This window comes from uncultured Bradyrhizobium sp. (genome assembly GCF_947648125.1).
In the GTDB taxonomy this organism is placed as follows: Bacteria; Pseudomonadota; Alphaproteobacteria; order Rhizobiales; family Xanthobacteraceae; genus Bradyrhizobium.
This window is the reverse complement of record NZ_CANSMR010000001.1, coordinates 146717-166026: the sequence shown is the minus strand read 5'-3', so window position 1 is coordinate 166026 and position 19310 is coordinate 146717. Positions and strand designations below refer to the sequence as shown.

Below are 19310 nucleotides of genomic sequence, written 5' to 3'. Positions count from 1 at the left end.
TTCCCGACACGTAATGATCGATATCGAGAGGGCTACCGACGGCGGCGTTGGGCCGTAGGCAATCCGGATTGGAGTAATGGACACGCTCGTTCAATGTCACATCTGCGCGGAAGTGACTGAATGGCGGGAGCGTCGATTTCGAATCGAGGACAGACTCAACTTATGACTGGAGGGAAGTTGGGGAGCAGGTCAAAGGCTGAGAGTTGCGCAGCTGACAGACGCATCACGCCGTTCTCGATTTTCGGCCAAGACCAGAAGACGTAAATCGCGCCGTCGAATGGATCGCCGCCCACCATGTCGCGGACCAGCGCCGCCAAGCCGTCCACGCCTTTACGGAAGTCGATCGACAGCGTCGCCACAAACACGCGCGTGGCGCCCGTCGCGCCGATCATTTGCTGGCCTTCAACGCGCCGATGATCGTCGCCACCATCGTCGGGTCGGCGCCAAGCCATATCCAAACCCGCGATCCTTTGACGTCCAACTCGATCGAATGCGGGCTCGCCACGACCTCCGGCGTTTTGCCGCCGACGTCGGGAAACGAAGCTCCATTCGTGACGTCGAAAATGATCGGCGCAAACGCCGGCGTCGCGACGTTGTCGTCGCCCCTTCGACGCGCCTCGCGACGCCAGCCGAACAACTGCTGCGGCGTCAGGCCATGGCGGCGCGCGACATGACTCACTCGCGCCCCGTGCTCATAGCTCGCCGCGACAATCGACGCCTTATCTTCCGCGGTCCATATCCGCCGCCGTCCCGCGCCGGTGAAAATCTCCAGCCGCCGCGCCGGGGGCTCGTCCTTGGACACGTTATTATGCTCTGTGATCGACACGTATCGGAGCCTCCAAACGCTCCGAATATCTTCGTTCACCCAGCGCCCGAAAAGGTGGGGCCAGAACACCGCTTACAGAAAAGCAGCCAAGCACTGCGTTGCCTAGCAACACAGTGCTTGGGCTGCCTTCGTTTCACGACATGAGAACTCGCCCTTGTCTTGGAGGCAGCGAGCGTTCCAGTCGATCCGCCGCGCTGCAATCGGACAAGCGCTAAGATTTGACGGGATAAATTGCACCGCCTGAGCCTATCAGTGGGCGATCAAGAGTGGCAGGGGAGAGTCCTGAAGCAGGAATCGTGTTACGCCGCCAAAAATGAACTCTCGCGTTCGACTGTGACTATACGCACCCAGCACGATGAGATCGGCATCAATACGTAACGCATGACCTAAAATAACGGCCTCGATCGGCTGACCTTGGGATTTGAGCTGAACGACATCAACATTCACACCATGGCGGCTGAGATAGAGCGCAATATCTGCACCGGGCTCCTCTCCGTGCCGCGGGTCCGCCCACGGATCAACAACAACGACCGAGACCGATTGCGCTGCCATCAGCAGCGACAACGAATCCGAGACCGCACGTCGGGCTTCGCGGCTGGCGTTCCAAGCAACAAGCACACGTTCGGCGATGGTCCCGGCCTTCCACGCATCAGGCAGCATCAGAAACGGAACGCCTGTCGTAAGCAGCAATGTCTCCACCGACCAGTAGTTGGGCAGCCCGCCCGGTCGTGGAGCTCCCACGATGATCAGATCGGTATAAAGAGAATGCAGCTTGGCGTCATCGACATCTTTTTCACGAATGATACGGAACTCAAAACTGATGTCCGCCCGTTTAGTGGCGGCCTCAAAGCTTTGGTTTGCAGCACTGGATATCGCAATCTCTGCCGCCTTATGACGTTCTATAAGTCGTGGTATGGCTTCGGTTCCTCTAACAAAAGACTCTGTAGGGTCTGCATTCCAGCCGGGCGGCGCCGCAAAGATCCCAATGAGGTGTGCGCCATGTCGACGAGCCAACTCCACCGCGTAGCGAGCGCGAGCCGCTCCAGTTCGTGATGGCTCCACGAAAACTGCAATGTTCTTGATGGCCATCGCTAGTAATCCTCTGGAGCCTCGAAAAGAACGAGTGAAGAGACGTTCTCAAAACAGATCGACACCGTCGCGTTCATCCTCCTTCAGCGACATGCCGAACCCAACGATTGCAATGCCCCCAAACAGCGCATCGAAAACGAATATCAGTGGCGCGAGCGTCGTCGGCATGGCCAAGAGCGATGCGAAGGCGATCCAGAGCCCGCAGAGCATGGCAACCAATCCAGAGCACAAAATCCAACTTGCTCCCTCCTCGGGAGACGCTGTCAAACCAATCCAGATTCGGGCCGCGCCGCTTGCGAACATGAGAGAGACAACATAGAGCAGCGATAGAGGATACGTGAAATCCTCATCCCGAGAGAGCAGTAGGCCCGCGAGGAGACAGGATACAGCGCCCAGCAACCAGTCCAGATAAAGCGCGCCTCTCGCAATTTTTGTGACGAACAGCACGATTGCAATTCCGCCGAATATGGCCGAACCACCGCTTAAGTGACCTGGAAGACGTTGAACTGCGAGTGCATCGGCGAGGAACACGGTACTGAGCGCGACAAGAATTACACCGAGAAATACAAGCCTCAGCCAATCGCGGCCGCCGCGAAACCTGCCCTTAAGCAGCCGCCGATACCGTACAATTGCATTTTCTGTTCCGCTCTCTCTCATTCGATATCGCCCATGACTGACAAGTCGCCTGAACTTCATCTGACCATTCGGCTCCATGACGGAATATCTTTGCCTCACGAGCTAACGGCGATATCGAACTGATGCGCGATTTCGATCTTCCCGAACCCTGGCTTTGAGTTTTGCGCGTAGGGTCTGGAAGGTGACGTACAGCATGGGGATCAGGAAAATCCCAAGCGTGCTGGCGGCGATCATCCCGACGAGCACCGGCGTGCTAATGTTATGCCGCGCGGTCATCGATGCACCATCTGCCCAGACGGGCGGCACCAGACCGAGAATGAAGGCGACCGAAGTGATCATCACGGCACGGAAGCGCAGTTTGACGCCAAGCATGGCCGCCTGCCTGATGCCAAGACCGATGCTCGCTGCTCTTTGGCGAATTCGACGTTGAGGGTGCCGTTCCTGGCCGCCCGTGCGGACAACACCATGATCTGGGTGTAGAGGTCGAGGATGACATGGGCCAGACCGAGTCCCGTGAAGGTGGCCACCCCATCAAGACGAAACAGAAGATCGCCCTTCTTGATATCAGCTCCCTCGACAAAAGAGCGTTCTTCGAGAAAGCCCGTGACGCCGGCCAACTGATCGACGCATCCGATGAATTGTATGCGCCCAATGATCTCGGTCGTCTTGGTGACGGCCGTCGTTCCGGCCTGAACAATGGCAACGGTCGGAGACGCGCCGCTGCCGATCGGGGCGAGTGCAGACGAAGCAACAGCGACAGCTGCGCCGAATGGCACAGCGGCTTGGAAGACCATTGTCATGCGGCCAACTCCGTGGGCTCTACAGCCCAATCGTTATTCGTTATATACATACGTACCGAATGTTTGTAAACACCTGCAACTGCGAAAGCCAGCTATGCGACGGACAAAGGAACAAGCCGAGGAGACTCGGCGCACCATTCTAAAAGCCGCCGAAATGCTTTTTCTCGAGAACGGTTACGAGAACGTCTCTCTTGACGAGATCGCTTCGGCATCCGGCGTCACGCGCGGAGCCGTACACTGGCATTTCCGCAACAAGCCGGGGCTGCTGTTTGCGATCCGTGACGAGATGCGCCAGCCTACGCAATATTTGGCCGAGCGATTGGCGGCGGACACCACCCTCTCCCCTCTCGGAGCCCTTGGCGATGTGATATCAAGCACGTTCGCCCATCTGCAGACGGACCCGCGACAAAGGCGCATGCTCAGGGTGCTTCTGCAATTCGACTGGTCGTCTTCAGAGGACGAATCCGGCGACGGAAATGATTTTCAGCAACAGTTCCGGGATTCACTGGTCAAGGTATTCGCGGCTGCGAAGAGAAATAAGGTGCTACCCGCGCCCTGGACGCCCCAGACCGCCGCGATCGCATTTAGCGCCCTCGTGAACGGTTTGATCAACGAATGGGCGCGGGGAAAAACCGATTTCGAACTTGTGCCCGACGGCACAGTCATCGTGCGATCGGTCCTGGACGCGTGGAACATGCTCGCAAAATCGGTCCCATCGTCTACAACCTGAACACATACCATTCCGCGAGCGCAAAAATCGTTCCCTTTCAATTCTTGGAAAGAATTTCGGGAAGGCCGCAATATTTGTGCTGCAACAGCCGCTCCCGACGCCCTGGAGGGACCTCGTCTTTCATGACCATGGCTCCCTCTCACGCAATCTTAGGAGTGTACATAAAAGGAGGGTGATTTTTCAAATCCGCCTCAGGAGGCCCCTATACCGCTGTGTGCGGTGTGAAGCCACCGTCGAGTTTCTACGTGTCCAAGTCCGGCCAGCTCGAAAGCCGGCACAATCGCATCTTGGCGCTTTTGCCATCCTGACAACGATTCGCTGGGACTGCGGCCTCGATACTCTACGATTTGAATGAAAGCGAACCAAGCTTTGAAGTACGGCTCCGACGAGGGCCGTCTTGCGTGACGGGGTCGTGGTCGAGTAGCTCGGCCATTCGGCTTTGCCCTCACAGATCCGGGCGGGCGGCTTTGGCGAGTAGGCCGGCGGAATCTCACCGCCGGCCTCTCATAGATCCCAGCGTGAGACTCTCGCCTCACTGGGCTCCCATCAGGCGAACGAGCCGCGTATGCCGATCTTCCAGTGTGCGAACGACCCGGGACGTTCTCGAGATAATCGTTCGAGGACGCGGCCGGCCTTGGCCTTGCGACCCATAAAGCGTTTGAACTTCCGCATCATCCAAGCCTCGATTGTCTGATTGACGTATCGAAGGATTGGCCCCAGAGCCGCCTGCGTGAAACGACCGTAATACTCAATCCACCCCCGCAGGAGTGGATTAAGCTGCCGAGCGATGTCAGCCATTGACACATGGGTCCGTCTTCGGAGGTTCAAATCCCGGATTGCCGCCCGCATGGACTTCAGCGCCGAAGCGCTGACCCCAGGTAAGAAACTGCAGAACACCGAGGCGTCTTGCGAGTTCTTTGCCCGTCGGGGCCGGAAGCAGTAGCCAAGAAAGTCAAACTTGACGTTCGAATAGCTCCCCTTCCGCCGGCTGTCCTTGCAGTAGACAATCCTGGTTTTGGTGGGGTGCATCTCAAGTCCGCATTCCACCAAGCGAGTTTGTAGCTCGGCCTTTACGGCTTCCGCTTCTTGCTCGCTCCGGCAGTGCACTAGACCATCGTCTGCATACCTACACCATGGGAGGTCAGGGTGCGCCCGCCCCATCCAGAGGTCGAAAGTGTAGTGCAAGAAAAGGTTGGATAAAATCGGGCTGATCACGCCACCCTGAGGGGTGCCGCGGGTTCGCTCGATAATTATTCCGTCCTTGTCCATAGGTGCCGTCAGCCATCGTTCGATGTAGAGCAGCGCCCACTTGCACGTCACGTGCTTCCGGACAGCCCGTAGCAAGAGCTCGTGCTCGATGTTGTCGAAAGACTACTCGACAGACTACCCACCACCGCGCTCATCATCTCGACGACTATCCCGATCAGGTAACCATCGTTCGGTCGCACCATCCTTTTGAGGGATCCGCGCTTAATGTGCTTGGCTGGTGTCATCGACGCGGCGAACTTCATCTGACGCTTGTACTGCCCGATGGTACCCGTGCCCTTGTACCGGCCGCGTGGACAGATCTGCCTATCGCACAACATTTACCGCGTGCAAGCCCGCAGTGCGCTCGAGCGGCATTCCTGGCTTCCCACGCCGAGCTGCTGCACGCCCGGACGATCGTCGACGCTTTGCTGCGGCAATTGGATGCCGCGCATACTGTCCTGCCACCGGAATCGGAGGACAGCCATGCAGCAGCTAAGCTTTCTCGACCCACCACCTCAGCGCGGGGCCGTACCCGTATGGGAGGCCCTCGATAAAGAGCAGCGCGCACATCTCGTGCTGCGACTCGCCCGACTAGTCGCCCGAGCAATCGCCACTGCCGGAGATCACAACGATGAACGAACTGAGCAAGATCACCGCTGAGCACCTACGCCGATGCGCAATCGTCTACGTGCGTCAGTCCAGTACGACGCAGGTCGAGCATAATCGCGAGTCCACTGCCCGTCAGTACGAGTTAGCCGAACGCGCCGCGCGGCTCGGTTGGCGACGCGATCAGGTAAAAATCATCGATGAGGACCTCGGTATTTCCGGTTCCGGCCTTTCCGAGCGCATCGGCTTCGCGCGTATGACCGCGGAGGTCGGCCTCGGCCAGGTGGGCATCGTGCTCGGCTTGGAAGTCTCGCGACTAGCGCGCAATAATGCTGATTGGTACCGTCTGCTCGATCTATGTGGCCTGACCCACACGCTCATCGGTGATGGAGATGGGATTTATCATCCGGGCTTGTTCAATGACCGCCTGGTGCTCGGGCTCAACAGGCTCGTGACATGATGCACTACCTCATGATGTTATTGAAAAGGCAGCTTTTGCTGCCGTGCGTCTGGTGATACTGCACGGCCGTTTCGGATTGCACGACGCACCGTCGGCCGATCGAGATCTTCTTCGCGGATCACGCCAGCACAGATCTGTCTGCCGGGCAGTATCCCGTCCCGGATCAGGCGAATAACCGTCATTTTGTTGATGCCAAGACGACTCGCGGCTTCATGCAGTATTAGCTCACGTCGCTCTGCCCGTTCGCCCTCGCGATAGACTGCGATCTGGTGTGTGCCGCGGAAGTTGCGGACGCGCAGCTCGTTCCAGCTGTTGCCTCTGGCCGAACGTATTCTGAGCCGATTGAGGACAGGAGCGATGCTATGGTCGGGCAACACGCGAGCGAGTTCGCCGACGAGCTGCACGGTCTCCTTGTCGGTCTTGAAGCGATTTTGGCCGATGCGGTTCTTCACCACTTCAAGTCGGGTGTGATCCCCGCCCTGCCAATGCACGACGAGGCACAGTCGATCGCCCTCGATCGTGACAACGATCTCCGTGAGAACCGCCCGCAAGATCCGCTTGCGGATTTCGATGGAAGCATCGGGATGGTTCCAAACTCGCGGCAGGTCATCAGCGAGTGCCAGCAGCATCGCGCGATCATCTTCACTCAGCATCCGTGGCTGTTCGTGGCGCAGGTTCTCCATCTGCTCCTCGAGTCGTACCTGCGCTGCGAGGCATTCATTCCATCGCCGTTCGAGCTCGCCGGCGACCAGCCGGTTGTCGGGATCAACCGCATCGTATTGCCGACGCGCATGCGTCGCTTCGTAGCATGCTTGTTCCAATGCCAGCTCGCACTGTCGCAACCGCTCTACGCCAGCCTGCTCATGGTCGGCGATCAATTGGAGTGCGGCTTCCAAGGCCAGCGGTGATACCGCGCGCAGCACTTCTGCCGACACCGCCGTGTCGATGCGCATATTGCTAAACGCAATGCAGTTCTTGTTGCTAAGGTTCGCGATGTCGGTCGTGCAAACATAGCGCGCACCCTTACGTTCATTGTGATGCACCTTCAGCTTGCGTCCGCAGTGTCCGCATCGCAGCAATCCAACCAGCAGCCCACTGCCGTTACGCACAGAACCTCGCACCATCGCCCCTTTCATGTTTGCGTTCCCTGCGATGACCTTCTGGTTCCGATCATACTCCTCCCACGTGATGTAGCCATCATGGTGGTTGCGAATCACCACATCCCACTCCTCCGGCCGACGCACTATACCGTGTGTGGCGACCTTGCGTCCTCCCTCGAACCGAACTCGGGTGAAGGTGCGACCGTAGACGTACGCTCCAGCATAGACCGGATTGGTGAGCAGCCGGTGCACAGTATTGTAGCGCGGCAAGCGCCATTGCACGCTCCGTCCCTGAGCACCATGGACAGCAATTGGCAGATCGATTCGTTCCTGCCGCAGCCACAAGACAAGCTGGCGCACGCTGCCAATCTCAGCGAACTTGCGGAACACGAGCGACAGTGCCTCGCGGATCCGTTTGTCCGGGTCCTGTTCCAGGCGATCATCAGCACCGCGTCGATAGCCGATTGCCACCGTCGTGTTCAGCTCGCCGCGCGCTGCTTTCAGACGCAGCGCCTGCTGTGAACGCTGCCGAAACATCGACAGCTCGAGCTCGCTGAATGTTCCCTTCAAACCCAAAAGCATCCGATCATTGACCGATCGGGGATCGTAGATCCCATCCTCATCGATGATCAGGCTGTTCACAACGACACAGAATTCCAGCAGCGTATGCCAATCGCGGCCGTTGCAAGCCAACCGCGAAGCCTCGATCGCAAACACCGCGCCCGCGGTACCGGCGCAGATTGCCGCAAGCAGACGCTCGAAGCCGGGCCGGGCGGCGCCGCCGCCCGAACGACCGAGATCCTCGTCGATGACGATCACGTTCTCCCAGCCGAGAGCGCGCGCTCGCGTCTCCAGAGCATATTGCCGGCGTCGGCTCTCGGGGTTGTTGAGCAGTTGGTCCGGCGTTGATTGCCGGACGTAGACGTATGCATCGCGCGACAGATGCTCAGGGGTGATCTTATTCATCGGCGGCCTCGCGCCGCTGCGCCATGTCGGCCGCTATGTGCGGTGCCATGAGCAGCTTTAGCAGAGATGCTACTTCTGTCCGAATCCGCGCGGGTATTCGGTTCGGACCGAGTATGTTTGTCGTGCGCACAAACAGATCGGGTTGTCGATTGCCGCCTAGTCGATCGATCATCGTTCTCCTCCCTCATCCGAGTCGCGGGTGATAAGGATAGAACAGCACTATCGATCATGCTGCGCAGCGCGTAGAGTGCCTCAAGAGGCAGGCGCGGTCGTTCGACTATTGCAAGCTGCGCCGCCCAGGGCTCCGTCATCCACGCCGGCAACAGCGCGGTGCCATCGCGTTGCTCAATGACAAAATGAGTGCTGCCGCCATGCTTTAACCGACGTACAACAGCAACGCGCTCGCCTGCATGCGGGTGATGCGGGTATTGGATCAGAACATCAAACAGATGTTTCTGGGCAGTATGTCGCCGTCTCGAAAGGTACGATGTCAGAGGCAGAGCTGCATGTGCTGCGTGCGCGGCTGCTCGGTGGCATCCGCAACAAGGCCGCACGCGGAGAACTGCACCGCGGGCTGCCGGTGGGTCTGGTACGGGGCGACGCCGACGGGGAGGTGCTGTTGCATCCTGACGAGTCGGTGCAAGCCGCGATCCATGCTGTCTTCGACCGCTTTGCCGAATTCGGCTCGGCACGACGCGTGTGGCTGTGGTTCCGCTCGCAAGGCCTGCGCTTTCCGCTGCACTCCAACAGCCTTGTCGATCTCCGCTGGGTCGTCCCCACTTACACAAAGATCCACCAGGTCCTCACCAACCCGTTCTATGCCGGCGTTTATGTGTATGGCCGCACCCAGCAGACATGCTATCTCGATGCGGGCGGTCGAATCCGAAAGCGCATCAGACAACGCGACCGCGAGCAGTGGCCGGTGTTCATTCGTGACCATCATGCCGGATACATCGATTGGAATACCTTCGAGGCGAACCAGAAGCGCCTGGCGCAGAACATCCGTCCTCGACCGCACCAGAGCGGGGGTGCCGTGAGAGAAGGCGCAGCACTCCTGCAAGGCCTCGCCGTATGTGGACACTGCGGTCGGCGCCTGGCCGTACACTACAGCGGCCGGTTCTCGGCGCCCGGATATCACTGCGCCGGCAAGAACATCGTCAACGGCCGGGGCGAGTACTGCCTCAACATCGGCGGTGTGCAGATCGATGCGGCTGTCGCCGAAGCGTTCCTTGCGGCTCTCGCGCCCGCAGGCCTGGAAGCCTCGCTCCAGGCGATCGAGCAATTCGGCGCCGATCACGAGACGGCTCTCGCGCAGTTCCGTCGCGACGTCGAGCGTGCGCGCTACAACGCGCAGCGCGCCGAGCGACGCTATCGCGCCGTGGACCCGGAGAATAGACTCGTCGCGCGAGGACTCGAAGCAGAATGGGAAAGCGCTCTGCTGGAACTCAAGACTGCCGAATCCGAACTCTCGGACCGCGAACATGCCCGACCGCGCTCGCTTACGCACGAAGAACGCGACGCGGTCCTTGCACTCGGTAAAGACCTCAAGCGTATCTGGTTCGCTCCCACGACGAGCGATCGCGATCGCAAGGAGTTGCTCCGCACGCTGCTCGACGATGTCACCTTGAGAGTCGAGCGCGATAAATACAACGCTCACCTGACGCTGCGTTGGCGCGGCGGTCTCTTCAGTGAAGTTAATGTCCCATTGCCGCACTCGCATCCATCGCCGATCCGCACCGCCGACGATACGATTGATCTGCTGCGGCGACTGGCTGCACATTATCCCGACACCAAGATCGCCGGCATCCTCAATCGCCAAGGCCGTACAACGGCCACAGGACTGTCGTTTACGGCAAATCGTGTGTCGAGCCTGCGGACGCACTGGGAGATCCCGTGCTTCGAGCCGAAACAGCAAGTGCAGGACGGCGAGTGCATGACGATCGAGAAAGCAGCACGCGCTCTCGGGATCGCACCCTCTACTTTGCATCGCTGCCTCAACGATGGCTTCATTGCCGGAGAGCAGATCACACCTGGCGCGCCGTGGCGCATCCGTATCAATGACGAGTTGCGGTCGCGCTTTGTGGAGAGCGCGCCCGAAGGTTACGTGAAGATGTTCAAGGCCATGAATCTACTCGGCGTCTCGCGGCAAACCATCTTGCAACGTGTAAAGCGCGGCGAGCTTAAGGCCGTTCACGTCTATCGCGGACGGGCAAAAGGCATACGAATTCAAGTACCTGCAGCTGCTCCAGACCTCTTCGACCCTCTCAAAAAAACTGAAGGTGTAGTATGACGCAACATCCAAAAATCTTTCCAGATCGAGATCCACCACGACGTCGTAGCCCTCGGCGATGTAGCGTTGTGCCTGGGCTACGGCCTGATGCGCCGACCGTCCCGGCCGGAACCCGTAGCTGTGCTCGGAGAACGTCGAATCCCATTGTTCTTGAAGAACCTGCAACACGGCTTGCTGAATCAGGCGGTCGACGACACAGGGAACGCCGAGCTTTCTGACTCCACCATCCGGTTTTGGGATTTCCACCCGCTTAACCGGCCGTGGCTGATAGTTCCCGTTGAGCAATTGGAGCCGAATTGCTGGCCAGTGCTCCCGCAGGAATGCCTTGGCGACGCCGATGGTCATTCCATCGACACCAGGGCCTCCCTTGTTTCCTTGAACGCGTTTCCACGCTCTTTGAAGGTTCTCGCGGCTACACACCTCCTCCATCAGATGTTCTGGGAAAGCCGGACTTTCGGTCGCCGTCATCGCCACAGACGGTTCGGCTCCTCCGGTCGCGGCAGCAGGGGTTTCACCCCGACCATCCGTGCCTGAGGCCAGTCGTCGCTGGTTTGTCTGCCGCTTTCCGTTCATGAGGTTCCGGTCCTACTTGCCTTTCTCACTCGTTCGGGCCTTCAGCCATCGTTTCCGACTTTGCCTATCCGTTGCTCCGCTTTTCAGCTTTGGAGTGCCTCAATAGCTTCGCCGACAGCATGACCTATTTTACGCCCTCTGCTGACTTCTGCCAGGTGGTCAGACGACCTCACGGTTCGTCTCAGTCGCCGTGCAGCGACGCCGGGCAGATCTCCCGGGGTAAGTTCAATCGCCTTCGATGCACGACCGCCGGATCTACGCTTCGCGTCTTTGATGGATATGGACTTTGCGATGTGTTGCCCGCTCGTCCGACACTGGCGCCTCTTAACGGTTCTTGTTCATCGGCCCGCATCTTTGATCCACGCTTCCTTCAGACCCCGCCTCGCGGCGGCAGCCCTTGCGTTTCTCTATCCCCTCACCTCCATCAGGTTGGGTGGAAGACTTTCACTTCCGAGCTATTGAACATGCCCGGCACACAACGAAGCCGCTGCGCGGCATTGAATTTGTTGCTGGAGTGGGAGTACCAACAAGCTTGCTGCCGTGGGCAGGCAATGCTTCGAACCAATAGGCTGGTACGGTCGGATCAACAATGGCAGCGACCAACAACATCTCGACACATCCCAGGGACGATGCCGTAGCGACTTTCTGTAATTCCGTCGCGCTCGTTGAAGGCCGTTACCGGACGTTTCGCGGCACGGTTGTCACGCGTGACTTTTCCGCCACGCCTAACCCATTGACAGCACTGGCGGTCAACAACCTACTTTCCCCTATTAGCAACATCCATGCCATACCGCCCAAGTTGTGGATGCGTCTGGCGATCGTCGACGATCATCGGCCTTGAATCTCGCGTGTTGTTCGGGCGGGGCAGCGGCTCGTTCAAACCGGCTTCTATGAGGTCGCACGCTACGACGGAGCGCGCGGCTGGCCTTTGCCTCGCGACCTCACAGAACCCTCAAGATTCCCGAATCGGATTTTCAATGATTCATGGATGGTCGGCTTTTGGAGGGCCGACCATGGTGGGCACGAAGTCGAATTGGGAAGACGAGCTTGGGCGCTGGCTCGAGCCATTCCTGGATCGTTTAGGCCACAAGGCGCGGCGGCGGATGTGTCCGCTTTCTATCTCGGGATTGATTGGACCGGGTGATCGCAAGAGCGTCCAGCCGATGGCGGCGCGGCTGGCACCGGGCGAGTATGACCAGTTGCACCATTTCATTGCTGATGGCGTTTGGGATGCAGCGCCATTGAAGGCGGAATTGCTGGTTCAGGCCGATCGCCTGGTCGGCGGCAGGGATGCGGTGCTGGTCATTGACGACACGGCAATGCCGAAGAAGGGCGATCGTTCGGTTGGTGTCGCTCCACAATATGCCTCGTCTCTCGGCAAGACGGCCAATTGCCAAACATTGGTGTCGCTGACGCTTGCGCGGGGTGAAGTGCCAGTCATGGTGGCATTACGTCTCTTCGTTCCCGAGAGTTGGACGAGTAATCCGGTGCGTTTAAAGCGTGCGGGTGTTCCAGTCGAGCACCGCGCAGCGCGGACCAAGCCAGAGATCGCCTTGGCGGAGATCGACCGCGTCATCGCCTCCGGTGTGCGTTTCGGCTGTGTGCTTGCCGATTCAGGGTACGGCTCCAGCGGGCCTTTCCGTCAGGCTTTGAGCGAGCGCGGTCTGCTGTGGGCGGTGGGTCTGTCGCGGCGCCAGAACGTCTATCCCGCCGATATTGCCCTGATCTTCCCAATCGCGAAGACCGGAAAGCCCCGAAAATACCACATCCCTGATCAGCCACCGGTCTCTGCTGAAGCGTTATTGGCCGAAGGCAAATGGCAAAGAATCAGTTGGCGGCGGGGCACCAAAGGTCAGTTGACATGTCTCTTCACTGCCTGCCGTGTCCGCGTTGCGGATGGCCATAAGCACCGGATGCTCGATAACCGCATGCAGCGCATGCCTGGCGACGAGGTCTGGCTCGCCGGCGAGCGGCGGTCGACCGGGGAGCAAAAATACTATGTGTCGAACCTGCCGGCCGATGCCACCATCAAGACGCTCGCTGCCACGATCAAGGCCAGGTGGGTCTGTGAACAGGCCCACCAGCAGCTCAAGGAGGAGCTTGGGCTCGACCACTTCGAAGGTAGATCCTGGACGGGATTACATCGACACGCGTTGATGACGATGATCGCCTACGCCAATCCCGCCGCCTCAAAGCAGCGGGACGGAAAAAAAGAATCTCAGGACCGCCACCACAACCAAGCATGCCGGCCATCAGGCAAGCGATCCTCGACCTCTTCGCGCGACCTCCACCCCGACAATGTCCTCACTGTAACAGGTTCCTTGCAGATATCGCCAAGCCTAAAGTGCCAAAGTAGTGCTAGGTGAGAAAGAGCCGCTGCGGAAAAGCCGGACGCGCCGACTTCACCAATCCGATGCGCGAGGTTGTTCGCGAACGGACAGCAGATCTGGCCTGCGGCGATGCCAGCAAGAAACGTCTGCCTGGATGCTCGGCCATAAAGCGCGTTCTTTTGTTCCGCCGTGCTACATGACACGATCACCGTCACGCGGGCGGGCAGTGCCGGAACGCGGAGCGGCGTCGGTTTGATGGACACTCGGCCGAGCCAATCCTCCTTGCGTCCGGAATCAACTGAACAAAGCTAGCCGATCGTCAGGTAACATCATGGAGCCACTTATGTGGCTAAACATATCAGCCCTTGCCCTGTTTCTCGTGCGATGGGTCTTGCGCAGCTCCCGCTGTCTTGAACGATGGAAAACCGGCTTCCAGAGATTGGGCCTCGGCGGTTCGAGAACGACCCGCTTCAGGTCGTCGCCGCTGAGGACGATGATGACGAAGTTCAGTCTACCGTTCTCACGTGTCAAGCTTCCACTGATGGCCTTTCCCGAGGTCGCTTTCTCAGCGATGAACACCGCGTCCGACACGCTCTGCCGTATGCCTTTTAGGGCAGCGAAGTCGACGCGATCGTTCCCGATGAGGTGGATGAAGCGACCTCGTCGCCCCTTACCGCTCCCGACTGCGCATCGATCGCGTTTTCCCAGGGAGTCCTTTATAGTCTTGACACAAAGGACAGACGTATCCTTCCCGCCATCGAAGCTGATGTCTACGGTCCTCGAACCAGCATGCAATCCTTCAGCAATCTCCATGGCTCTGCGCAGCGGCACCTGCACCGACCGGAACAGTTCGAGCTCGCGCTCAGTGATCCTGTGGTCGATCGCAGAGTCATCGCCACGCTGCTCGTCCTGAAGTGAGGGTGTGAGAGCAGCATGAGCAGCCACATCCGAAGGTGTGAGCATCGTCAACTCAAGTGCGACCATTGCAAAGATCATCCCGTTTGGGATCAGCCACCTCCCCTGGTGTCGCAAACGCCGCTTCCGGCCGTCTGCGATCCAAGCCCCTCCCCTTCTTCGAGATGAAATCGCGGTCAAGGTTGAGAGCCTCGGGACGCCGCCAAATTCGGTCATTCGTGACGGTTGGTCTCCGACCCAAGGATCGCAACATTGGGGCCTCCTCCCCTCCCGCTCGGGGAGCGTCGCTGCGCATTGAGACCGTAAAGGATCGGCACGACAAAAACCGCAAGCGCGGTCGAGACCACCGTTCCGAAGATCAGTGAGATGGCGAGCCCGCCGAAAACCGGATCGCCGACCATGATCGCCGAGCCGAGGACGATGGCGAGCGTCGTCAGCAGGATCGGACGAAGGCGCACGGCGCCGGCCTGCCGGACCGCCACATCGAGCGGCATCCCGTACTTGAGGTTGTCCTGGATAAAGTCGATGATCAGCAGTGAATTGCGGATTACCACGCCGGACAGTGCAATGATGCCCACCATCGAGGTTGCCGAGAAGTCGGCCCCAACCAGCCAGTGCCCCGGAAAGATGCCGATGATGCCGAGCGGCACCGACGACATGGCGATCATCGGGATCAGGAAGGAGCGGTAGTAGGCGACGAGAAGCAGGTAGACCAGCATCAAGGCGCCGCCGAGGGCGTTCCCCATATCGCGGTAGATGTCGAGGGTCATTCGCATCTCGCCGCCCCACAAAAGCCGGTAGCCGTCGATGGTGTCGGGCGCGTCGCGGTTGAGACCGAGATTGCCGGTCTTCAACGGCCGGCCGTCCGGCGCGGTAATGCTGTCGAGCCGCCGCTGAAGGTCGAGCACGGCGTAGAGCGGCACGGATTTCGACAGTTCCGCGCCAACGAAGGTGACCTTCTCGTTGTCGCGATGCAGGATCGGCCGGTCCGCCGACGCGGGCCGCACCTCAACCAGTTCGGAGAGCGGCACCGGTTTGCCGTCAGCATTGCCGACGAATATCCGGTCGAGGCGGGTCGGGTCCACCGCAAAGCGGCGCGGCACGAAGGCCCTGACGTCGACCGGATTCTTCTCGTCAGGCAGATGGACGCGACTGAGGATTTTTCCGCCGTAAACAAGCGACAGCGCCTCGGCAATCTGGGCCGTGGAAACCCTTGATAGTGCCGCCTTCTCCTTGTCCGGCACCATGCGGTGTTCGACGATGTCGAACGGCTCGGTATTGGTGAGGTCGACGATATCGTAGGTCGTAGCGAACGCTTTGAGAACCTCGGCCGATAATGTCCGCAGCCCCTCCGAATCCGGGCCGTACAGTTCAGCGAGGACTGTGGCGCGCAAGGGAGGACCCGGTGGATCCTCGACGAGCGCGACCTTTGCTCCGGGATAGGACACGCGGATGGCGTCAACCTTCGGCCGCAGCTCGCGGACGATGTCGATCGAACTCTCCCAGCGGTGATGCTTGTCGATCAAGTTCACGCGGAGTTCGGCGACGTAGTTGCCTGTGCGCCCGGCCGTTCCCTTGAACAAGCCATTGAAGTCCTCAACGCCTGCCTGCCCGATCCAGGTCTGGTAGTTGAGGACGCTCTTTTCCCTTGCGAGCAGCGTCGCGACCTCGCGCACAAACCCGTCGGTGACTTCAACCGGGGCGGTTTCCGGCATAGAGATCACGATGTTGAAGGTGTTCTTGTTGTCCTTCGGCAGGAAGCCGAAGGGGACGCCCAGCGCCGAGACCGTCCCCCCCACCCCGGCGGGACGGACAAACTGCCAGGCCCCCTGCATGATGGAGGCCCCCATCAGGAGGAGGATGACGACCCCGAAGGTAAGCCGCATCAACCGGCGCTGCTGCAAGGGCGTGATGAGGCGCAGGTAAAGACGCTCCATCTTTCCCGGCTCTCCATGGGTCGCCTCCTGCATATGTGCATCCTCCTCCTGTACGGCGTGGCGATGGAGCCAGCGATTGGCCGCCCAGGGAGTGACGACATAGGCCACCAGCAGGGATGCCGCCATGGCGATCGGTACGTTGTAGGCGACCGGATAGAAGTATTGTCCCGCCATGTCGGTGATCAAGAACAGAGCACTGAACACCAGCATGACCGCAACGGTTGCAAGGTTGGTGGCGTTGCCGATCTCGTTGGTCGCCTGAACCGTGATCGCTTCCTTGCCGATGCGCGACCGCTTGGAGCCGTAGTGGCGATGGATGTTCTCGATGACCACGATGGCTGCGTCCACGAGGAGGCCCAGGGACAGGATGAGCGCGAACAGGGTCACCCGGTTGATGGTGACGCCTCCGAGCAGGTCGGCAGCGAGCGTGATCGATAGAATGAGCGGCACCGTCACCATGACGATCGACGCCTCGCGCCAGCCGAGGAAGAAGATCAGCACCAGGCCGACTGTCGCCAGCGCAATGAGAAGATGCTCTAGAAGGAGGTTCACGGCGGCATTCGCCTTTTCACCGTCATTGCGTGTGACGATCACCTGAACGTCCTTGGGCACCAAGGATGCCTGCATGCGCTCGACGCGGTCGATCACGGCATTGGCCACCACCACCGCATTGGCGCCCTTCTTCTTGGAGACGGCGATGGTCACCGCCGGCAGATCCGCCGAGTCTGCCTGGCCAAAGCGCGGATCTCCGGGTCCGAACGAGAACCGGCTGAAGGTAGTGATCTCGGAGGGCGGGCCGTCGGTTGCGGTCGCCACGTCGCGCACATAGACCGGGCGGCCATTGTAAACGCCGACGACCTGATTCAGGACATCTTCCACCGATGCGAAGGAAGCGGAAAGCTTGATGGCCTCGACCTTGCCATCGCGCACCGTCGGCTCCAGGGGCGCTGACAGATTGCTCGCAAAGAATGCGGCGTAGGCCTGGCTGAGCGTCACGCCGAAAGCCTGCAGGCGATTCGGATCGAGTTCGATCGCGATTTCCCGCCTCCGGCCGCCCTGGATACTGACCACCGAGACATTATCGGTGCTGCGCAGCCGCTCGGCCATGCGCTCGGCGACCCGCCTCAAAGCATAGTCGTCGTATTGGGACGAGGCCAACGTGAAGGTCAGAATGGGCACATCGTCGGCGTCGATGCTGCGCACAAACGGAGTCCCCGCATCGGTCGGCAGGCGGCTGCGGCTCGCAAGCACGCGGTCGTAGAGCTTGACCAGCGACTCCTCCTTCGGCTGGCCGACCTTGAACTGCACCTGAACCGTGCCAAGGGAGTTTTGTGCCGTGCTCTCGATGTGATCGACGCCGCTTATTTCGCTCAGGATTCCTTCGAGGGGCGTAACGACCAGATCCTCGACCTCAGCGGCCGAGGCTCCCGGCAGGCTGACGGTGATCAGTGCGGCGGGCACCACGATCTGCGGGTTTTCTTCGCGCGGCGTCCGCAGAACCGCCAGCACGCCCATCAGCGCCACTGCGATGATGAAGACGATGGTCAGCTTCGAGGTGATGAAGGTCTGGGCAAGACGCCCGGTGAAGTTCAGGTGACGCTCGTTCATCGTGCGCTCTCCGCCGCCTCAATCACCGAGCCATCGCGCACCGCATCATTGGCGGCGGCCAGGATGGTCTCCTCACCCGACAGCCCAGCGACAACCTCCACGGAGTCGGCGAGCTCCCGCCCGGTGCGCAGCCAACGGAACCGCGCCACCTTGCCGTCGAGCACGAACACGCCGTCGAGGCCACCGCGACGGACTACGGCGTTGCGCGGGACAGCCGGCGCCTTCCGCATGCCAAGGAGGATTTGCGCGCGGCCGAACATGCCCGGCACCAGAGACGGGTCATTGGGGAGAATGACGTTGATCTCGTAGCGGCGGGTGACGTCATCGCCCGAAGGTACAATGCCTCGGATTTTGCCGCGGAACGGGATGTCCTTCAGTGTATCGATCCGGACCGTGACCGGCGTCTTAGGGCCGATCAGAGCAAGGCTGCTTTCGGAGACGAACGCCTTGAACAACAGGACCTCGTGGGATTCCACAGTCAGGATGGTGGATCCCGCCATCGCCATCTCGCCGCGGCGCTTGGCGACGGAGACGATGACGCCATCGACGGGGCTCGTGATCGTGGCATAGCCCTTTTGCGCCTCGGCGGCGGCGAGAGCCGATCGCGCCTTGTCGAGCGTCGCGCCGGCGATGTCGAGCCTCACCTTCGCCTTGCGCAGCGTTTCGGTCGCCACCGCGCCGGTCTGGATGAGCTTGCCGTATTTCTCGACGTCCCGTTCGGCATCGTCCAAATCCTCCTGGCTCGCGCGAACGGCGGCCTGCGCCTGGCGGATCGCCTCGTCGATGTCGGTCTGGTCGATGCGCACGAGCAGTTCGCCGCGAGAGACCTTATTCCCCTCCCGGACGTCAAGCTGTTCGATGAAACCCACCACACGCGAGGACACGTCGACACGTCCGTCGGAGACGACGGAGCCTGGGACCGTGTAGGTGATGGGAATATCAACAACATCGACTCTGGTCACAGGCGAGGCAATCGGCTTGACTGCACGCTGCTCGTTCGCAACCTTTTCGTTGCAGGTCGTAAGAAGCATGAGCAGAGCCAGAAGGGCGGCGCCGCGGAAAGCGCTGAGCATTCTTAGTCGTCCTTTGCTGCTATATCTGGAAAGGTAGGGCACAAGGTCGTTCCGGGCGGTGACGGACGGTTCGGATGCATCGACCGTCCGCCCGCTCGTCGAGCAGAAGGCCGCGGGGTTGCA

General features: G+C 60.0%; 13 protein-coding genes and 3 pseudogenes. 5 read left to right on the top strand and 11 right to left on the bottom strand.

Going from position 1 to position 19310, the window contains the following annotated elements; translation table 11 throughout:
* Positions 1-155: 155 nt before the first annotated feature.
* The 5 genes and pseudogenes from tnpB to Q0030_RS00770 all read right to left on the bottom strand — a co-directional run.
* The gene (gene tnpB / locus Q0030_RS00790) at positions 156-392 is read right to left on the bottom strand and encodes an IS66 family insertion sequence element accessory protein TnpB (protein WP_298362075.1); all 237 of its coding nucleotides are present in this window, start codon (positions 390-392) and stop codon (positions 156-158) included.
* Positions 389-865 carry a transposase gene (locus Q0030_RS00785; protein ID WP_298362072.1) on the bottom strand — a complete coding sequence of 159 codons (477 nt, stop codon included), beginning with the start codon at positions 863-865 and terminating at the stop codon, positions 389-391. Before Q0030_RS00785 ends, tnpB begins: the two co-directional genes overlap by 4 nt.
* A 210-nt stretch (positions 866-1075) precedes the next feature.
* Positions 1076-1915, bottom strand: coding sequence for a universal stress protein (locus tag Q0030_RS00780; RefSeq protein ID WP_298362067.1), 840 nt, complete (start codon positions 1913-1915; stop codon positions 1076-1078).
* A 48-nt stretch (positions 1916-1963) separates the two neighbouring features.
* A complete protein-coding gene (locus tag Q0030_RS00775; RefSeq protein ID WP_298362064.1) occupies positions 1964-2572 on the bottom strand; it encodes a hypothetical protein in 609 nt (202 codons plus the stop codon).
* An 81-nt stretch (positions 2573-2653) separates the two neighbouring features.
* Positions 2654-3069: pseudogene (locus tag Q0030_RS00770) on the bottom strand (efflux RND transporter permease subunit); the annotation flags it as partial.
* Between the two features lie 376 nt (positions 3070-3445).
* On the opposite strand from Q0030_RS00770, the gene Q0030_RS00765 reads away from it, so the two are divergent.
* Positions 3446-4081, top strand: a complete 636-nt coding sequence (locus tag Q0030_RS00765) for a TetR family transcriptional regulator (protein WP_298277682.1) — start codon at positions 3446-3448, stop codon at positions 4079-4081.
* A 546-nt stretch (positions 4082-4627) separates the two neighbouring features.
* Here Q0030_RS00765 and Q0030_RS00760 read toward each other — a convergent pair.
* Positions 4628-5440, bottom strand: a complete 813-nt coding sequence (locus tag Q0030_RS00760; protein WP_298363214.1) for a reverse transcriptase domain-containing protein — start codon at positions 5438-5440, stop codon at positions 4628-4630.
* A 520-nt stretch (positions 5441-5960) separates the two neighbouring features.
* Between Q0030_RS00760 and Q0030_RS00755 the strand changes: the two genes are divergently transcribed.
* On the top strand, positions 5961-6395 hold the full coding sequence (locus Q0030_RS00755; protein WP_298362060.1) for a recombinase family protein: 435 nt from the start codon (positions 5961-5963) through the stop codon (positions 6393-6395).
* 17 nt (positions 6396-6412) lie between these two features.
* Here the strand turns inward: Q0030_RS00755 and Q0030_RS00750 are convergent, their stop codons facing one another.
* A complete protein-coding gene (locus Q0030_RS00750) occupies positions 6413-8461 on the bottom strand; it encodes a recombinase family protein (RefSeq protein ID WP_298362057.1) in 2049 nt (682 codons plus the stop codon).
* Positions 8462-8948: 487 nt separating this feature from the next.
* On the opposite strand from Q0030_RS00750, the gene Q0030_RS00745 reads away from it, so the two are divergent.
* Positions 8949-10751, top strand: a complete 1803-nt coding sequence (locus Q0030_RS00745) for a recombinase family protein (protein ID WP_298362054.1) — start codon at positions 8949-8951, stop codon at positions 10749-10751.
* Between the two features lie 24 nt (positions 10752-10775).
* Here Q0030_RS00745 and Q0030_RS00740 read toward each other — a convergent pair.
* A pseudogene (locus Q0030_RS00740) lies at positions 10776-11096 on the bottom strand (reverse transcriptase domain-containing protein); the annotation flags it as partial.
* Between the two features lie 817 nt (positions 11097-11913).
* On the opposite strand from Q0030_RS00740, the gene Q0030_RS00735 reads away from it, so the two are divergent.
* Positions 11914-12165: a hypothetical protein gene (locus Q0030_RS00735; RefSeq protein WP_298362051.1), complete on the top strand. Its 252-nt coding sequence runs from the start codon at positions 11914-11916 to the stop codon at positions 12163-12165.
* Between the two features lie 172 nt (positions 12166-12337).
* Positions 12338-13574 (top strand): annotated as a pseudogene (locus Q0030_RS00730) (IS701 family transposase); the annotation flags it as partial.
* 374 nt (positions 13575-13948) lie between these two features.
* On the opposite strand, the gene Q0030_RS00725 reads toward Q0030_RS00730, so the two are convergent.
* The 3 genes from Q0030_RS00725 to Q0030_RS00715 all read right to left on the bottom strand — a co-directional run bounded on the left by Q0030_RS00725 (position 13949) and on the right by Q0030_RS00715 (position 19187).
* Positions 13949-14638 (bottom strand): peptidase, encoded by a 690-nt coding sequence (locus Q0030_RS00725; protein WP_298362049.1) that lies wholly within the window; start codon positions 14636-14638, stop codon positions 13949-13951.
* Between the two features lie 143 nt (positions 14639-14781).
* Positions 14782-18114 carry an efflux RND transporter permease subunit gene (locus Q0030_RS00720; protein WP_298362046.1) on the bottom strand — a complete coding sequence of 1111 codons (3333 nt, stop codon included), beginning with the start codon at positions 18112-18114 and terminating at the stop codon, positions 14782-14784.
* Positions 18111-19187: an efflux RND transporter periplasmic adaptor subunit gene (locus tag Q0030_RS00715; RefSeq protein WP_298362043.1), complete on the bottom strand. Its 1077-nt coding sequence runs from the start codon at positions 19185-19187 to the stop codon at positions 18111-18113. The genes Q0030_RS00720 and Q0030_RS00715 overlap by 4 nt, the downstream gene beginning before the upstream one ends.
* Between the last annotated feature and the right edge of the window lie 123 nt (positions 19188-19310).

Coding starts and splice junctions, on each gene's coding strand:
- Q0030_RS00755 (WP_298362060.1), top strand. CDS start 5,961: ATGAACGAACTGAGCAAGATCACCGCTGAGCACCTACGCCGATGCGCA.
- Q0030_RS00720 (WP_298362046.1), bottom strand. CDS start 18,114: ATGAACGAGCGTCACCTGAACTTCACCGGGCGTCTTGCCCAGACCTTC.
- Q0030_RS00775 (WP_298362064.1), bottom strand. CDS start 2,572: ATGAGAGAGAGCGGAACAGAAAATGCAATTGTACGGTATCGGCGGCTG.
- Q0030_RS00725 (WP_298362049.1), bottom strand. CDS start 14,638: ATGGTCGCACTTGAGTTGACGATGCTCACACCTTCGGATGTGGCTGCT.
- Q0030_RS00750 (WP_298362057.1), bottom strand. CDS start 8,461: ATGAATAAGATCACCCCTGAGCATCTGTCGCGCGATGCATACGTCTAC.
- Q0030_RS00765 (WP_298277682.1), top strand. CDS start 3,446: ATGCGACGGACAAAGGAACAAGCCGAGGAGACTCGGCGCACCATTCTA.
- Q0030_RS00745 (WP_298362054.1), top strand. CDS start 8,949: ATGTCAGAGGCAGAGCTGCATGTGCTGCGTGCGCGGCTGCTCGGTGGC.
- Q0030_RS00715 (WP_298362043.1), bottom strand. CDS start 19,187: ATGCTCAGCGCTTTCCGCGGCGCCGCCCTTCTGGCTCTGCTCATGCTT.
- tnpB (WP_298362075.1), bottom strand. CDS start 392: ATGATCGGCGCGACGGGCGCCACGCGCGTGTTTGTGGCGACGCTGTCG.
- Q0030_RS00735 (WP_298362051.1), top strand. CDS start 11,914: ATGGCAGCGACCAACAACATCTCGACACATCCCAGGGACGATGCCGTA.
- Q0030_RS00780 (WP_298362067.1), bottom strand. CDS start 1,915: ATGGCCATCAAGAACATTGCAGTTTTCGTGGAGCCATCACGAACTGGA.